This is a genomic window from Streptomyces sp. NH27 (assembly GCF_056859195.1).
In genome coordinates this window covers 1-15891 of sequence record NZ_JACEGK010000131.1, presented here as the reverse complement: position 1 = coordinate 15891, position 15891 = coordinate 1, and the positions used below count along the sequence as shown (strand labels likewise).

13 protein-coding genes, 1 tRNA gene and 3 pseudogenes are annotated in these 15891 nt (G+C 71.9%); 8 read left to right on the top strand and 9 right to left on the bottom strand.

The annotated features are described in order from the left end of the window. The 4 genes from AC13HU_RS13535 to AC13HU_RS13520 all read left to right on the top strand — a co-directional run. On the top strand, positions 1-737 hold a 737-nt coding region (locus AC13HU_RS13535; RefSeq protein ID WP_483042075.1), incomplete at its 5' end, for an ABC transporter permease. Between the two features lie 56 nt (positions 738-793). Then, positions 794-1756, top strand: coding sequence for a glycine betaine ABC transporter substrate-binding protein (locus tag AC13HU_RS13530; protein WP_483042077.1), 963 nt, complete (start codon positions 794-796; stop codon positions 1754-1756). Positions 1757-1859: 103 nt separating this feature from the next. Next, entirely contained in the window at positions 1860-2510 is a 651-nt protein-coding gene (locus AC13HU_RS13525) for an ArsR/SmtB family transcription factor (RefSeq protein WP_483042074.1), read from the top strand. Between the two features lie 105 nt (positions 2511-2615). Further along, positions 2616-3995, top strand: a complete 1380-nt coding sequence (locus AC13HU_RS13520) for an MFS transporter (protein WP_483042073.1) — start codon at positions 2616-2618, stop codon at positions 3993-3995. 149 nt (positions 3996-4144) lie between these two features. On the opposite strand, the gene AC13HU_RS13515 is transcribed toward AC13HU_RS13520, so the two are convergent. The 4 genes and pseudogenes from AC13HU_RS13515 to AC13HU_RS13500 all read right to left on the bottom strand — a co-directional run bounded on the left by AC13HU_RS13515 (position 4145) and on the right by AC13HU_RS13500 (position 8057). Further along, positions 4145-4933, bottom strand: a complete 789-nt coding sequence (locus tag AC13HU_RS13515) for a hypothetical protein (RefSeq protein WP_483042072.1) — start codon at positions 4931-4933, stop codon at positions 4145-4147. Between the two features lie 292 nt (positions 4934-5225). Continuing rightward, positions 5226-5402: pseudogene (locus AC13HU_RS13510) on the bottom strand (IclR family transcriptional regulator); the annotation flags it as partial. A gap of 126 nt (positions 5403-5528) precedes the next feature. Further along, positions 5529-5996: pseudogene (locus tag AC13HU_RS13505) on the bottom strand (IclR family transcriptional regulator); the annotation flags it as partial. A 267-nt stretch (positions 5997-6263) separates the two neighbouring features. Then, positions 6264-8057, bottom strand: a complete 1794-nt coding sequence (locus AC13HU_RS13500; RefSeq protein ID WP_483042071.1) for a DEAD/DEAH box helicase — start codon at positions 8055-8057, stop codon at positions 6264-6266. Positions 8058-8293: 236 nt separating this feature from the next. On the opposite strand from AC13HU_RS13500, the gene AC13HU_RS13495 reads away from it, so the two are divergent. Further along, positions 8294-9517 carry a hypothetical protein gene (locus tag AC13HU_RS13495; RefSeq protein WP_483042070.1) on the top strand — a complete coding sequence of 408 codons (1224 nt, stop codon included), beginning with the start codon at positions 8294-8296 and terminating at the stop codon, positions 9515-9517. A gap of 40 nt (positions 9518-9557) precedes the next feature. On the opposite strand, the pseudogene AC13HU_RS13490 reads toward AC13HU_RS13495, so the two are convergent. From AC13HU_RS13490 to AC13HU_RS13480, 3 genes and pseudogenes are all read right to left on the bottom strand, one after another. Continuing rightward, a pseudogene (locus AC13HU_RS13490) lies at positions 9558-11027 on the bottom strand (MFS transporter). Between the two features lie 159 nt (positions 11028-11186). Then, the gene (locus AC13HU_RS13485; protein WP_483042069.1) at positions 11187-11726 is read right to left on the bottom strand and encodes a DUF6907 domain-containing protein; all 540 of its coding nucleotides are present in this window, start codon (positions 11724-11726) and stop codon (positions 11187-11189) included. Between the two features lie 33 nt (positions 11727-11759). After that, a complete protein-coding gene (locus tag AC13HU_RS13480) occupies positions 11760-12143 on the bottom strand; it encodes a hypothetical protein (RefSeq protein ID WP_483042068.1) in 384 nt (127 codons plus the stop codon). Positions 12144-12569: 426 nt separating this feature from the next. On the opposite strand from AC13HU_RS13480, the gene AC13HU_RS13475 reads away from it, so the two are divergent. From AC13HU_RS13475 to AC13HU_RS13465, 3 genes are all read left to right on the top strand, one after another. After that, a complete protein-coding gene (locus AC13HU_RS13475) occupies positions 12570-13355 on the top strand; it encodes a GntR family transcriptional regulator (protein WP_483042067.1) in 786 nt (261 codons plus the stop codon). 13 nt (positions 13356-13368) lie between these two features. Beyond that, complete coding sequence (locus AC13HU_RS13470; protein WP_483042066.1) at positions 13369-13884, top strand: GNAT family N-acetyltransferase; 516 nt, start codon at positions 13369-13371, stop codon at positions 13882-13884. A 283-nt stretch (positions 13885-14167) separates the two neighbouring features. Then, positions 14168-14241: transfer RNA gene (locus AC13HU_RS13465), tRNA-Cys, on the top strand. Positions 14242-14418: 177 nt separating this feature from the next. On the opposite strand, the gene AC13HU_RS13460 is transcribed toward AC13HU_RS13465, so the two are convergent. Further along, positions 14419-15600 (bottom strand): TFIIB-type zinc ribbon-containing protein, encoded by a 1182-nt coding sequence (locus AC13HU_RS13460; protein ID WP_483042065.1) that lies wholly within the window; start codon positions 15598-15600, stop codon positions 14419-14421. 138 nt (positions 15601-15738) lie between these two features. Then, a complete protein-coding gene (locus AC13HU_RS13455; RefSeq protein ID WP_483042076.1) occupies positions 15739-15885 on the bottom strand; it encodes a DUF4339 domain-containing protein in 147 nt (48 codons plus the stop codon). Positions 15886-15891: the final 6 nt, after the last annotated feature.

The following is a 15891-nucleotide window of genomic DNA, read 5'->3' as shown; positions in this document are numbered from 1 at the left end:
GCAAAGTGACCTGGCGGATGCTGGTGTTCCGCCCGGCCGTCCTGGCGATCGCGCTGGTCGCCACCTACCTGTGGATCACCAACATCCATCTGGACGCGATCGAGCACAACTCGCTCGACAACGGCAACGTGCAGCTGCGGCTCTGGCAGCACATCCAACTCACCGCGATCTCCACCTTCTGGGTGCTGGTGATCGCGATCCCGCTGGGCATCGCGCTGACCCGGCGCCGACTGCGGCCGGTCGCACCGGTGTTCACCGCGCTGGCCAACATCGGGCAGGCCACCCCGGCGATCGGGCTGCTGGCGCTGCTGGTGATCTGGCTGGGCATCGGCGCGCGGACCGCGATCATCGGCATCGTCGCCTACGCGGTACTGCCGGTGCTGTCGAACACGACCGCCGGGCTGCGGGCGATCGACCCGACGATGGTGGAGGCCGCCCGCGGCATCGGGATGTCGGCGCCGGGGGTGCTGGCCCGGGTCGAACTGCCGCTGGCGGTACCGCTGATCCTGGCCGGGGTGCGCACCGCGCTGGTGCTCAACGTCGGCACCGCGACGCTGGCCACCTTCGGCGGCGGCGGCGGGCTCGGCGATCTGATCACGTCGGGGATCGTCAACCAGCGCATGCCGGTGCTCATCCTCGGCTCGATCCTGACGGTGACGCTGGCGCTGTTCGTGGACTGGCTCGCCGCGATCGCGGAGGCGCTGCTGCGGCCGCGCGGGTTGGAGCCGGAGGCGTGAGGCGGGCCGGAGGCGCCGGGCGGCGCGGCGGGCGTACGCGGGCGGGCCGGCGGACGCTGCTCGCCGGGACCGCGGCCCTCGCCGCCCTCGCCGCGCTCTCCTCGTGCGGGCTGACCAGCGGCAGCCCGCTGGTGGCCGACGTGCAGCCGGGCACGCTCGGGCGCGGCAAGCCGCTCAAGGGCGCCTCGCTCACCGTCACGTCCAAGAACTTCAGCGAGAACATCATCCTCGGCGAGATGATCGGCCTGGTCTTCAAGGCCGCCGGCGCCTCCGTGCTGGACCGCACCAACATCACCGGGTCGATCGGCGCCCGCGAGGCGGTCAAATCCGGCCAGGCGGACGCGATGTACGAGTACACCGGCACCGCCTGGATCACGTACCTCGGGCACACCACGCCGATCAAGAACCCGCACGCGCAGTGGCAGGCGGTGCACGACGCGGACCTGAAGAACGGCCTGACCTGGCTGCCGCCGTCCACCCTCGACAACACCTACTCGCTGGCGACCAGCACCAAGAACGAGGCGAAATACCACCTCAGAACGCTCTCCGAGGTGGCCGCGCTGGCCCGCAAGGACCCCAAGGCGGTCACGCTCTGCGTGGAGAACGAGTTCGCGTCCCGGCAGGACGGCCTGGTGGGCATGGAGAAGGCGTACGGCATGCACCTGCCGTCGGGGAACATCCGGAAGATGGACGCCGGGATCATCTACACCCAGATCAACAAGAGCAACTCCTGCCTGCTGGGCGAGGTGTACACCACCGACGGCCGGATCAAGTCCATGCACCTGACGGTGATGCGGGACGACAAGCACTTCTTCCCCAACTACAACGCGGCGCCGGTGATCTACTCCAAGGCGTTCCGCAAGTACCCGGTGATCGCGAAGCTGCTCGACCCGGTCAGCGCGAAGCTCGACACAGCGGTCGCGCAGCAGCTCAACGCGAAGGTGGACGTGGACGGCCAGGACCCACAGGACGTGGCGAAGGACTGGCTGGTCAAGGAGGGCTTCATCAAGGAGGGGTGAAACGGGTCGGAACGGGGTGAAACCGGCCGGGCCGTCCAAAGATGCAAAGGTCTTTTGCAAAAGAGTGTTGCAAAGAGTCTTTGCACTCCCCTACGGTAAGGGCGTGCCCAAGAAGCCCGCGGACGACGTCCGCCCCGACGAGCAGCAGGACGCGGAGAGCGTCCGCGTCCTCGACCCGCGCTCGCTGCGCGCCCTCGCCCACCCGCTGCGGATGCGCATCCTCGCCGCTTTGCAGAGGTTCGGCCCCGCCACCGCCTCCGGGCTCGGCGAGCGGCTCGGCGAGTCCAGCGGGGCGACCAGCTACCACCTGCGGCAACTCGCCGTACACGGCTTCGTGGAGGACGACCCGGAGCGCGGCACCGGTCGCGAGCGGTGGTGGAAGGCGGTGCACCGCGGCACCCGGTTCGACAGCACCCAGGAGTTCCTCAAGCACCCCGACCCCGAGGTGCGCGGCGCACTGAGCACCTTCATGCACCAACTGGCCGTCGACCACGCCGAGCAGCTGAGCAGTTGGGTCGGCACGGCGCACGAGTGGCCCGAGCCGTGGCAGGAGGTCGGGGACCTCAGCAGCTACAGCGTGCGGCTGACGCCTGCTCTCGCCGCCGAACTCAGCCGGGACGTACACACCTTGCTGGAGTCCTACCGCGACCGGGTGCCGGAGCCGCCCGAGGACGAGCACCCGCGCAGCCCCGCGGCCGACGGCTCGGCGACCATCCGGATCCACTTCCACGCCTTCCCGCTGCGCACCGACTGACGCAGACCGCGCCACCCGACCTCCTGACCGACCGGGCACCGTAGACCGGCGCCACCCGCACCGCAGCATCCATACCGCTCATCGCACTTCACGGGGGGACCCGCCATGAGTTCATCAGCCATGCCCGCTTCCGGCCCGGACACCGTTCACGGCATACCGGCCCACCCCAGGGACCGCCGGCCGCTCGCCCTGCTGCTCGCCGCCAACGTCATCTCCATCGCGGGCAACATGCTCACGCTGGTCGCCATCCCGTGGTTCGTGCTGTCGACCACCGGCAGCCCGGCCCGTGCCGGTCTGGTCGCCTTCGCCTCGACCGTGCCCGTGATCCTGGCGGCGCTGCTCGGCGGCCCGCTGATCGACCGGCTCGGCTACACCGTGACCAGCGTCGTCTCCGACGGGGTGTGCGCGCTGGCGGTGGTCGCCGTACCCGTCCTGCACGCGACCGGGCATCTGACGTACGGCCTGCTGCTGGTCCTGGTCGCCATCAGCGGGCTGTTCCACTCCCCCGGCGAGACCGCCCGCGAGGTGCTGATGCCGCGGCTGGCCGAACGCGCGGGCACCACGGTCGCACGGGCGTCGAGCGGATACGAGGGCGCCTCGCGCGGGGCGAGGATGCTGGGCGCGCCTCTGGCGGGCGTACTGATCGCGGCGATCGGCGCGGCGAACGTCCTGCTGCTGGACGCCGGCACCTTCGCGGCATCCGCGCTGCTGATCGGCCTGGGCGTGCACGAAAGGAAGCGCGGCGGGGCGCGGAGCGCGGCGGCACCGAAGGACCGGAAGTCCGGGGGCGTGGAGGGCCGCGCGGACGGGAAGACGGCCCTGGCGGCGTACCGGGCCGAACTCGCCGAGGGGTACCGCTACTTGGTGCGCGCCCGGCTGCTGTTCTCGGTGGTGGCGATGGTGATGGTGACCAACGCGCTGGACCAGGCGTGGTCGTCGGTGCTGCTGCCGGTGGACGCGCGCCAGCACCTGGGCGGGTCGGTGGGCATCGGGCTGGTCTCCGGTGTCTTCGCCGCGGCCGCGCTCGTCGGGTCGCTGCTGTTCGGAGTGATCGGGCACCGGTTCTCGCAACGCGCCCTGTTCATCGGCGGCTTCCTGGTCTGCGGCTTCCCGCGCACCGCGGTGGCCGCGTTCCTCCCCGGGCTGACGCCGCTGCTGATCGTCTGCGCGGTGTGCGGCCTGGGCGCCGGGGTGCTCAACCCGATCATCGGCACGGAGATGGTGCGGCTGGTCCCCGAGCGGCTGCGCAGCCGGGTCTTCGGCGCGGTGACCTCCGGCGTGCTGGTCGCGGTGCCGCTGGGCGGCCTGATCGGCGGGTACGTCGTGCAGTACGCCGGGCTGCGCACCGGGATGGTGACGGTCAGCGTGATCTACCTGCTGACCACGCTCAGCCCGCTCGTCCTGCCCGCCTTCCGGGAGTGGGACACCGCCGGGGACGTGGCCGTCGAGGCGGCGGGGCGGCAGCCGGTCGGCGCGCAGTCGTAGCGCGGGAACCGCCGTTGGGCCCCACCGGGCCCGTCCGGGGCCGTACAGCGCCCGCCCGGGGCCTGTCCGGCCCCACTGGGCTCACTGGCCCCACGAGGCCCGCTGGGACCCGCTGAGGCCCTCCTGGCCCGCCTGGCCCGCCGTCACCGTCAGCAGGTGGGGGTCTTCTGGCCCGCGCGCAGGGCGGACAGCGCCGACAGGGTGTTGTCCAGGGTGGTGACCGGGATCAGCTTGAGGCCACCGGGCAGTGCGGCCTTGGCGTCGGTGCACTCGCCGCGCGGCACGATGAAGACGGTGGCACCGTCCCGGACCGCGGCCTTCTCCTTCAACGGCACCCCGCCGACCGCGCCGACCTTGCCGGAACTGTCGATGGTGCCGGTGCCGGCGATCACCCGGCCGCCGGTCAGGTCCCCGCCGTGGCCGTCGCCCTCGATCTTGTCGATGATGCCGAGGGTGAAGAGCAGACCGGCACTCGGGCCGCCCACGTCGGCCAGCCGCAGCGTGACCTTCACCTTCGACGGCGACAGGCCCAGGTGCTTCAGGGCCGCCGAGGTGGCGTCCTGCTGGGAGTCGGTCATCTGCTTCTCGTTGGCCTTCTGGATCGCCGCGACCGAACCGCCGGTGGGGTAGACCGAGTCGCGGGGCATCGCGGCCTCGCTCGTGCTGAACCACGCCTTCGCGACGTCCGAGAAGTGCACGGAGGCGTTCGGGGCCGTGGCCGCCACGGTCACCAGGCGGAGCTGGCCGCTGGTCGGCCGGGTCTTCGCGCCGCTCACCGTGATCACCGGGGTGCCCTTGTCGGCGCCCAGCACGTTCGCCGTCAACCCGGGCACCACGATGGACATCGGGAGGGGGGCCAGTGCGGCGACGGCCAGCAGCGCGACCACGATCGCGCCGCACACGGCGAGGGTCAGGGTGCGGCGGGATACGGCAGGCATGCGCTTGAGCTTAACGGGTCCGCCCGGACTGCCCGCTATCGGTGGTGCCCGGACCTTGCGGTGCGTGGGTGGCTTGTCGCGCGGTTCTCCCCCTGGCTTCGCCGGGAGGTGCCCCCAGCTCCCCTTGGTGGGTGACCGTCCGTCCGCGGAAGGAGCCGCACAAACCCAGGGGCGCTGGGGGCACCTCCCAGGCGAAGCTCTGGGGGAGAACGGCGCGGCCGACCCACCACCGGCAGGCGGTCCCTGAACCGACAGCGCCAGGCACCCCGGAGGGTCCGGCACCCCCGGAGGGTCAGCGCAAGGCTTCGGACACTTCCGTGGCGGCCTCGACGACTCGCATACCCACCCGCTCCGGGACGGATTCCGCGAGCATGACGACGCCGACGCTGCCTTCTATGCCGGGTACGCCGAGAAGGGGGGCGGCGGCGCCGGCGGCGCCGGCCTCCAACTCGCCGGAGGTGATGACGTAGCGCGCCCGCCCGACCGCACCGCCCGCTCCGATCACGCGGTCGGTCCCGTCGGCCGCGTGATCAGCCGCGCTCACCGCCCTCGCGGCGAACCCCGCGAACTCCTCGCTCTCGGCCCGCTCCCAGCCACCGCCGTCCGCGGTGGGCTGCATCCCGCGGCCGGCGAGAATCGCCCGCCCGGCGGCGCCGCGGTCCAACGGGTGCCGGAAGCCGGTCCGATAGGCCACGTGGTAGTCGGTCCAGGTCGGCTCGACCACGGCGACGGCGAGCGCCTCCGTGCCGTCGACGAGGGTCAGATGGGCCGTCGCCCCGATGTCCTCGGCGAGCGCCCGCAGCGCGGGCAACGCGGCCTCGCGCAGCAGCGGATGCACCTGGTGCGCGAGACCCAGCACCCCGAGCCCCACCCTGGCCCGCCCGCCGAGGTCCCTGCGGACCAGCGAATGCTGCTCCAGCGTGGCCAACAGACGGTAGACCACCGTGCGGTTCACGCCGAGTTTGGCGGCCAGCTCGGTCACGGTCAGACCGTGGTCGGTGTCGGCGAGCAGTTTGAGAACCCGTAGGCCCCGGTCGAGCGTTTGAGACGTCTCCGCGGTCACGACGCCCCCTCCTCGTGAAATCGGCGACGCATCTCACGACCCCCGACATCGGGGTGCGCACTGCCGGTCCCGCGGCAGTACGCGGAGAGGCCGCCGGTCGGTTCGTTACCCGGCTGCGCTCCGCGGCTGCACTGCCACGGCGCGTGCGTGACCGGCACCGTAGCGAGCGAGTACCGCTCAGCGGAAGGGGTCGTCCACAATCCGGGCGTTCCCTTGACCGGACTTTGGGGTTCATCCGGGTACCGATCACCTACAATCCGGCAAAGATCACCGCATTCGGGTCGCCCACTCCTGAACCTTTTTGATCCGCTCGGCGAGTTGCCCGGCGCTCGCCTCGGCACTGGGCGGACCACCGCAAACCCGGCGCAACTCGTTGTGCACGACACCGTGCGGTCTGCCGCTCTGGTGGTGATATGCGGCCACCAGGGTGTTGAGCTGTTTGCGCAGTTCGAGAAGTTGGCGGTGGGTGACGATCGGCCGCCGCTCGGCGGGCAGTTCGAGCAGATCGGCCTCTTCGTCCGGTTTCTTCCGGCTGTGCGAGATCTGCCGGGCCTGCCGCCGCTGGAGAAGTATCTGCACCTGGTCCGGCTCCAGCAGCCCGGGGATGCCGAGGTAGTCCTGCTCCTCGTCGCTGCCCGGGTGCGCCTGCATGCCGAACTCGGCGCCGTCGTAGAGCACCCGGTCGAAGACCGCGTCGGACTCCAGTGCCTCGAACGGCAGCAGGTCGTCGTCGGTGGCCTCGTCGTCGGCCCGCTCGGCGTCGGCGAGCAGTTCGTCCTCCTCGGCGAACGGGTCCTCCTCACCGGCCTTCTTCGGCTTGTCGAGCACGTGGTCGCGCTCGACCTCCATCTCATTGGCGAACTCCAGCAGCATCGGGATGGTCGGCACGAACACCGACGCGGTCTCGCCGCGCCGCCGGGACCGTACGAAGCGGCCCACCGCCTGCGCGAAGAACAGCGGGGTGGAGATCGTGGTGGCGTAGACGCCGACCGCCAGACGGGGCACGTCGACGCCCTCGGAGACCATCCGGACCGCGACCATCCAGCGGTCCTCGGACTCGGCGAACTCCTCGATCCGCTTCGAGGCGCCCGTGTCGTCGGAGAGCACCACCGTCGGCTTGTGCCCGGTCAGTTCCTTGAGCAGCTTGGCATAGGCGCGGGCCGAGTCCTGGTCGGTGGCGATCACCAGGCCGCCCGCGTCGGGGATGCCCTTGCGGACCTCGGTGAGGCGCTGGTCGGCGCTCTTGAGCACGTTGGGGATCCACTCGCCGGTCGGCGCGAGCGCGGTGCGCCACGCCTGGCCGGTGGCGTCCTTAGTCATCGGCTCGCCCAGCCGCGCGGACAGCTCGTCGCCGGCCCGGGTGCGCCAGCGCATGGTGCCGGAGTAGCTGAGGAAGATCACCGGGCGGACCACGCCGTCGGCGAGCGCGTTGCCGTACCCGTAGGTGTAGTCGGCGGAGGAGCGGCGGATGCCGTCGTTGCCCTCCTCGTAGACCACGAACGGGATCGGGTTGGTGTCGGAACGGAACGGCGTGCCGGTCAGCGCGAGGCGGCGGGTGGCCGGCTCGAACGCCTCCAGGCACGCCTCGCCCCAGGACTTGCTGTCGCCGGCGTGGTGGATCTCGTCGAGGATCACCAGGGTCTTGCGCTGCTCACAGCGGTTGCGGTGCAGCATCGGCCGCACCCCGACACCCGCGTACGTCACCGCGACGCCGTGGAACTCGCGTCCGACCGGGCCCGCGCTGTAATCGGGGTCGAGCTTGATCCCTATCCGCGCCGCGGCGTCCGCCCACTGCGTCTTGAGGTGCTCGGTCGGGGCGACCACGGTGATCTGCTGCACCATGTGGTTGTGGAGCAGGTACGACGCCAGGCTGAGCGCGAAGGTGGTCTTCCCGGCGCCGGGCGTCGCCACCGCGAGGAAGTCCCGCGGCTGCGCCGCCACATAGGCGTCGATGGCGCCCTGCTGCCAGGCCCGCAGCTTGTTCGCCGTGCCCCAGGGGGCCCTCCCGGGGAAGGCGGGCGACAGATGATGGGAATGGGGGTGCGAGGCGGCGGTAGTCACGGTCTCCGTAAGGGGGTTGTCGGCGCGGGCGGCCGCGCGCGGTTCGGTACGGTACGAAAACCGCCTCAGCCTACCGGTCGGCGCGGCGGCCTCCCCGCGACGGCACCAGCACGCCGCGGCGGTGCGACCCACCTCACAGTGCGGCAAAAGGGCGGCGCGGGGAGACCGTCCGGTGCGGCAGACTGCCTGACAGCGGTGTGGGGCCGCGAGGGGCGGTGGCGAACCCGGGGGGCGGTATGGGAAGCGGCAGGACCGGACGCAGCAGGCGCGCGCGGACCGGCATAGTGGCACTGGCGGTGCTGCTGGTGCTGGCCGCGGTGGTGGCGGTGGTCAAGTACGAGCGGCGCGACAAGGGCGCCCCGTACGTGCCGCCGCGGGCCGGCCAGGCATCGATCCTGCTCACCGTCGACCAGGCCGGTTCCAGCCTGGACCTCAACACGATCCGCGCCGACGACGGCATGGCCTTCGGCCCCGACGGCTCCCTCTACGTGCTGCGCACCGACCTGTTCAGGATCTCGCCCGATCGCAAGGTGTCCCGGGTGTGGCGGGCCGGCGCCTACGCCACCGGCGGGCTCACGGTGCTCCCCGACGGCACGGTCGCGGTCGGCGTCCGCGGCGGCGTGCTGCGGATCAGCGCGCACGGCAAGGCGTCCACACTGGCGGGCAGCCCGGACCCGGCACCCGGGAAGAAGGGCAAGGGCACGAAGGGTGGCGAGGACGGCACGGGCGGGGGGTCCGGCGCGAAGGACACCGCGGGCTCCACGGGCTCGACGGGCTCTACGGGTTCCGCGGGTTCCGCGGGTTCCGCGGGTTCCGCGGGTTCGACCGTGTCCGCCGGCTCCACCGGGTTCGTCGGCGTGGCCCGGCCCCTGGGCACGCGGCCGGACGGCGCCCTGCTCATCCAGGACTTCACGGCCGTCTGGGCGGCCGAGGACGGCATCGCGACCAAGGTGCTGGACACCCCCGTCGCCAGTGCCTATCTCGACAACGACACCGACGCGAAGGCCGTACGGCCCACCGCCGACGCCGCCGGCGACGTGTACTTCCTGCCCTCGGCCGACCCGGTCGCCGGCCTCTCCCACCGCATCACCCGGGTCACCCCGGCCGGCAAGGCCGCACAGGTCCCGATCCCGAAGAAGATTCCCGGCCTGCCCGGCGACCCCGAGCTGCTCACCGTGCAGTCGCTGGCCGGGGACGGCGCCGACGGCGTCTACGTCGACGCGCTCGGCGGCAGCGGTTCCACCGGCGGCCTGAACGACTACATCGTCCACCTCTACGACGGCAAGGCCCGGGTCGTCGCGCGCAGCCACACCGCCGCGCACGTCCTCGACTGCACGCTGCCGCACCCGGTGAACGCCCTCGAACTGCCCTGCGCCCTCCCGAACGGCATGGCCTACCACGACGGACGGCTCGCGCTGGACGGCATGGTGCACTACACCCTCGAAGTGGCCGTCTCCTGAACCGGCCCCCGGGCGCCCGCGGTTCGGGCCCCGTCGGGGCTCAGCCGCGGGCCGGCTCGGTGCGCAGCCGCGCCGCGACCAGCACGCCGGCCAGCGCGATGGCCGCCGTGGGCACGAACACCGCGGCGAACGCGGCCGGGTGGCCGGTGGTGGCGCCCGCGACCGCGGCACCGGTGGCCGCGCCGACCGAGCCGCCGCCGAGCGCGGTGAAGACGGTGCCGGCGGCGCCCACGATCAGCACGTTCGACAGGGAGTCGGCGACCTGGAGGGCCGCGGAGTTGGTGCCCGCCTCGGCCGGCGGGGACAGCCGCAGCATCAGCACGCTCAGCACGGAGATGGTCAGCCCCATGCCGAGGCCGCCCGCGCACCAGGCCACCGCCACGACCCACGGCGGCACCGAGTGGATCAGGACGAACGGCAGCGTGCCGATCGCGGCCGCGGTCAGCGCCATGCCGGCCTGCGCCAGCCGCTCGCGGTACGGCTCCAGTCGCGGCCTGGACTGCACGAAGGAGCCGAGCGCCCAGGTCAGGCCGCCGCCCGACAGCGAAAGACCGGCCAGCGTCGGCGACAGGCCGCGCTGGGTGACCAGCATCAGCGGCACGAAGCTCTCCGCCGCGACGAACGAACCCGCCGCGATCCCGCGCATCAGCACCACCGTCGGCAGGCCGCGGACCGCCCGGAACGTGCCCCGCGGCAGCAACCGCAGCGCGGCCGGCACCAGCAGCCCCGCGCCGGCCACCGCCGGCAGCACGGACAGCGGCCGCAGGTCCTGCCCCGCGTACTGGAGCAGCGCGGCGCCGCCCGCGAGCGCCGCCGCCCACCAGATCCGCCGACCCGCCGGCCGCGTGGCGGGCCGCGCCCCGCGCTGCGCCTCCGCGGCCTCCCGGGTGGCCCGGCGCAGCGCCGGCAGCATCACGGCCAGCGGCAGCACCACCAGCACCGGGATGGCCAGGAACACCCAGCGCCAGCCGAGTTGCTGGGTGACCGTGCCGGACACCAGCGGCCCGACGATCGAGGGCACCACCCAGGACGCGGAGAACGCGGCCATCACCGCGGGCCGCAGCCGCTCCGGATAGGCCCGGCCCACCACCACCTACAGCGCCACGATCACCAGGCCGCCACCGAGCCCCTGCACCGCCCGGCCCAGCACGAACACGCTCATCGACTGGGCGGTGCCGCTGACCACCAGGCCGGCGCCGAACCCGGCGATGCCGGTGGCCAGCGGCGCCAGCGGCCCGCCGCGGTCGCACCACTGCCCGCTCACCACCATGGCGAGCAGCGAGGTGGTGAAGTAGCCGGAGAACGCGAACGCGTAGAGCCCGACGCCGTGCAGGTCCCGGGCGGCGACCGGCATCGCGGTGCTCACCGCGGTCGCCTCGAAGGCGATCATCAGCACCACGGAGACGATGCCGAAGGTGAGCGCGCGGTACGGGCGGGACAGCACACCGCCGTCGGTCCCGACGGCCGCCCCGATCGCCGTGCCGCCCCGGGTCCCCGTCGTGGATGCCATTCGACAAGGGTAAGGGGCGTTCTGCCATCCACTCCCCTACTCACATCGGGTGAATCGGGTCTCTCCTCAAGGGAGCCGGCTACACGTTCAGGCCACCTCCGGTGCGGGGCCGCCGACGGGTCGGTCCCCGGACGGAGCGCTCTCGTGTGCTCGCGCTCTCTACGCCGGTCGGCCGGCGTGGTTGCGTGCCCAGTCACTGCGCGCTTCGATCAGTGCTGGTCGTACGTGGCAGTCCAGTACGTCGGCCTGGGCCCGGAGCGCTGCGGCCAGTTCGGCGACACCCTCCGGTCCAAGAGCCTCGATGCTGTAGGCGTCGACAAGGCGGAAGTTGAAGACGGGGATGCGGAGTTCGGGTTCGGAGGCATAGGGGTCACAGTCGATGCTGCCGCAGAAGACCGGCACCGCCTCGTTGCCGTGGTCGGCGCTATCGGGGCGACCGGGCATGTGCAGAGGCAGAGGAAGGAGTTGGCCGCAGACGTCCTGGTGGTGGTTGATGTCACTCAGGGCGATGCCGAGGCGGTCCACGGGGATGTGCCTCTCACTGGGGTCGGCGGCGGCCCACGGCGGAAGGTGGCCACTGATGTTGAACCCCGTGTCGGTGGTGATGGTCCAGGTCCGCGCGCTTGGGGCCGACGCAGCAGGTTGGCGGTCGGTGGGGGCCGGATGGCTATCGCGAGGGGGTGTTGCGATGAAGGGCATGTGGCACTCCTTGTCTGCTGGAACTGGGGCCCGTCATACGGCCAGGTTGTTGAGGTCGATGACGGTGAAGTCGGATAGGTGCACGACGAGTTGATGGGCGCGGACCCAGGGCATGCGGGGGTCACCGAAGGCGACCGGCACGGCTTCGGCGACTTGGGGGCCGTCGGGCGTGGGGGCGTAGAGGACGCCGTTGACGCCACTGGGAGCGAAGGCGTGAACGCGGACGGCGGTGAAGCGGTCGCGCAGGTGGGGGCACGCATGAGCGGAGCGGCGGGCACAGGGGCGGCAGACCGGCGGGTGGGCTGTGCCTTCTTCACCGGGCAGGAGTTCGTCGGGACGGGCGTCGATGAGCCACAGCACCCCGCCCGAGGTGCGGTCGGCAGGTCCGCCGCAGATCTGGCAGCGCAACCCGGCCATGCACAAGCGCTGCCGCAGACTGTGAACCCTCCCGAACTCCGGTGTCCCTGAGCCGGGTTGCGAAGGGGTCCGGCTCCACAGCACCCGTTGTCGTCCCGGTCGAAGGACCGCTCGTCGGCATACCGGATGCCCCGCCCGTCGTGCCGCGCAACGACGGGCATCGGCCCGTCCCGCTCGCCACTCCACTGCGCGACGTACGGGACGGATACGGCTGCGAAGGGCCTGGAGGCTTCGGATACACGACGGGGCTTCGTCCGTGCCTTTGCCGTCCCGCCCCTGGTCGACTGCGTGTTCATGGCGTTATCGCCTTCTCGAACGGTGGGAATGGAAGGAGGTCATCGAGCCGTCGACTGGCTTAAGCCAGTCGACCATCACAGGTGCACCTCCGTCAAGCTACTGGCTTAAGCCAGCTGATAGGCTCGTGATGTGCCCGCATTCCAGACGCCTCCCACCCAGCCTCCGAGCAGGCGAATCGCCGACGCCCTCCGCGCCGCCATCGAGCAGGGGGATCTCGCGGCCGGCGACAGGCTCCCCTCCGAGCGCTCTCTCGCAGAGCAGTACGGCGCGGCCCGCAACACGGCCCGAGAAGCGATCCGCATCCTTGCCGAACAGGGACTGGTCATCGCCGAGCAGGGGCGAGGCGTCTTCGTCCGCAAGCCGCAGCGGCTCTTCCGCTTCGGTGGCGACCGCTACTCGCTGAGGAACAGGGAGACTGGTCTCACGCCCTTCCGCCTGGAGGCCGAGCGCCAGGGAAAGACAGCCCGGATCGACGTCTTGGACATCACACGCGAGGTGCCGCCCAGTGACGTGGCGGAACGTCTTGACGTCGCCACCGATACGGCCAGTGTCGTCCACCGGGAGAACCACTACTTCGCGGACGACGAACCGGTCCAGATCGTCTCCACCTATCTGCGGTGGGAAGAGGCGCAGGGCACACCCCTCATGGAGCCGAGATCGGGGCCCCACGGGATCTACGGTCGGCTCGAAGAACTGGGCCACGTCATGACACGAGTGCGCGACGAGATCACCGCCCGCATGCCCACCCCGCACGAAGCCACCCTTCTCCACCTTCCGCCCGGCGTGCCCGTGCTCGAAGTGCTCCACACCAGCCTCGACCAGAACGGGACGTCCTTCGAGGTGTCGCGCTACGTCCACCGGGCCGATCACACCGGACTGCTGTACGAACTCCCCGTCGAACAGGCCGACTCCTGACTCCGGAGGCAGCATGAGCAGCCCTGCGATCCGACCGATCGACGACGGGGACGTGGCAGGTGCGGCGTCGGCACTCGTGGACGTGCACCAGACGGACGGCTACCCCGTGGAAGGTGTCGCCCGCCCCGAAGTGTGGATCAGGTCTCCGGGCATCGTCCAGGCGTGGGTCGCCGATCTGGATGGGGTCGTCGTGGGGCACGTCGCGGTCATGCGCCCGCAGGGCGACGAAGACGCTGTGGCTCTCTGGCGCGAGCAAAGCGGCGAGGACGACTCGCGGATCTGCGTAGTGGCGCGGCTCTTCACCGTACGCCGAGTCCGCGGACTCGGTGTCGGAGAAGCCTTGATGCGGCAGGCCATGGCCTTCGCACGGGAACGGTCGTGGCGGCTGGTGCTGGACGTGGTGGCGAAGGACGTCGCCGCTGTCCGCCTCTACGAGCGCCTGGGCTGGCAGGCCATCGGCGAGGTAGAGCACCGCTACGGCGACGGGCACCAGATCCCCGCGCGGTGCTACGTCTCGCCCGCCGGATGACTGCGCGGCCAGCAGCCCACCATGTCGCTGGGCGCCCGCGCCGGACCGGTCATCGCCAACGGCCCTCCGGGAACAACGGAGTTGCCGGGGCCCTCGGGGTCGCCCGGCCACGTCCTCCGCGAGGCGATGCTCGGCGCCGAAGTGACCCGCTCTGAGGTTCTCGCCGGCGTCGGGGCCGTACGTGGCTCACCGTGAACGCCGTATGGCAGTCGTGTTGCGGGGCGGGCCGGACCGTTGACCGTGGGCGCCGCGAACCGGCATGGTCATAGCAGCAAGAGCACGCGGCCGCGTGCCCGAGTGGTCAGGGACTCGTCTGCAAAGCGAGCTACACCGGTTCGAACCCGGTCGCGGCCTCCAGATCCGGCCCGGCGCCCGTACAGGGGCCGGGCCGGTTCCCGTTCACGCGTCCGTACGCGTCTCCGTGCCCGACGTGCCCGCCGCGCACGGCTCCGGCTCGGGCGGCTCCGGCTGGGGCGGCTTTCGGAAGCGGCGGCATGCCGTGGTCCGGGCGGGGCAACGCCCCGCCCGGCGGCCTCACTTGGCCATCACCACCGCCACGATCACCGCGATCACCACGGCCAGGGCCACGATCGCGGCCGTGATCTTCGCGGCGCTGTACGGGCGTTCGCCGATCACCTCGCCGGTGCGGGCGTTCACCATGACCTGCCAGCTCTTGCCCGCGTGCAGGTACGTCAGGAACCACACCGGCAGCAGCATCAGCTTGAACGTCACGCCGTCGTACCGCGTGTTCACCGAGTTGACCCGCTGCTCGTCGCCGCCGATGTCGGCGCGGCAGTCCCCCTCGATCACCCCCGCCATCCGCTGCTTGGCCGTCTCCAGGCCCTGTTCGGGCTCGACGTCGTAGCGCACCGTCTGGAAGCCGGCCAGGTACTCCGCCTGGTAGGGGCGCGCCTCCTCCAGCGGCCACGGGGTGAGCTTGTCCAACTGCTTGGACTTCACATGGCTGGTGCCGGCCACCAGGATGTCGTCGAAGGCGCGGGCCACGGTGCCGGCGGCGGGGTGCCAGCGGGTGTGCTGGACCTGGCGGGTGTGGGTGACCTCCTGCCCGTTCTCCGTCGTGGTGTAGGTCTCGGTGGTGTAGTAGTGCTCGCCGCGCTCGCCCCGGTAGTGCGAGGTGGTCGCCGCGTCGTACGTCCAGTGCGGCAGGTAGCTGCCCTTGAACGTCTCCGCCTCGGTGACCTTCTTCAGGCTGCTCGGCGCGAACCAGCGGGAGGACGTCCAGGTGCTCAGCCGGTCCCGGGCGGCCTTGCGGTCCAGGCCGAACGGGACGACCGCCTCGGGCACCACCCGCTCGGTCAGTTCGGCGTCGGCGACCAGGGGGGTCGCGCAGAACTGGCAGCGCGCCGAGAGGTCGTCGGTCTCGGTACGGGCGCCACAGCCCGGGCAGACGAACGCGCGCGCCTCGCCCAGCACCGTGGCGCGCGGCTTGTCCCGCAGTGTCGCCAGTTCCTCGATGCGGTGCTCGCGCACCTGGCGCGGCACCTCTGCCACCGCCCGCTCGTGGCCGCAGTACGGGCACTTGAGCGCGCCCGCGCCCGGCGAGAACTCGACGGTGGCGCCGCACGCCTCGCAGGGGTACGACAGGACGCCGCCCGCCGCCGTCCCGGCCCCGGCACCGGTCCCGGACTCCGCTTCTGCTTCCGTGGAACCGGCGCCGGCCACGAAGCCCTCCGGGCCGCGCTCTTCCGTGCTCATGGCTGTCCTCTCCCCCACCCTTGTGTCGTCGTCCGTACGTCAACGGGCCTGCGTGCGTACGTGCTTGCGTACGTCACACCTGCCCGCGTGCCGCCTGCGCGCGTGCGTCGTGCGGCGGCGCCCCTGCGCCGGAGGTGCTCACGCCTGCGGCGGCAGCGGCGGCGGTACGGCCCCGAACAGCCCGCCGACTTCCGGGACTTGGGCGGCGGGCAGCCATCCGGCCATGCCGTCCTTCCAGACCAGCGTCTCGCGGGTGAGGGTACCCGCGCCGACCAGGCCGGACAACGCGGC

Bases quoted from the DNA above. Each gene is read 5' to 3' on its own strand.
- AC13HU_RS13520 (WP_483042073.1), top strand. From the start codon at position 2,616: ATGAGTTCATCAGCCATGCCCGCTTCCGGCCCGGACACCGTTCACGGC.
- AC13HU_RS13515 (WP_483042072.1), bottom strand. From the start codon at position 4,933: ATGCCTGCCGTATCCCGCCGCACCCTGACCCTCGCCGTGTGCGGCGCG.
- AC13HU_RS13495 (WP_483042070.1), top strand. From the start codon at position 8,294: ATGGGAAGCGGCAGGACCGGACGCAGCAGGCGCGCGCGGACCGGCATA.
- AC13HU_RS13485 (WP_483042069.1), bottom strand. From the start codon at position 11,726: ATGCCCTTCATCGCAACACCCCCTCGCGATAGCCATCCGGCCCCCACC.
- AC13HU_RS13480 (WP_483042068.1), bottom strand. From the start codon at position 12,143: ATGGCCGGGTTGCGCTGCCAGATCTGCGGCGGACCTGCCGACCGCACC.
- AC13HU_RS13470 (WP_483042066.1), top strand. From the start codon at position 13,369: ATGAGCAGCCCTGCGATCCGACCGATCGACGACGGGGACGTGGCAGGT.
- AC13HU_RS13460 (WP_483042065.1), bottom strand. From the start codon at position 15,600: ATGAGCACGGAAGAGCGCGGCCCGGAGGGCTTCGTGGCCGGCGCCGGT.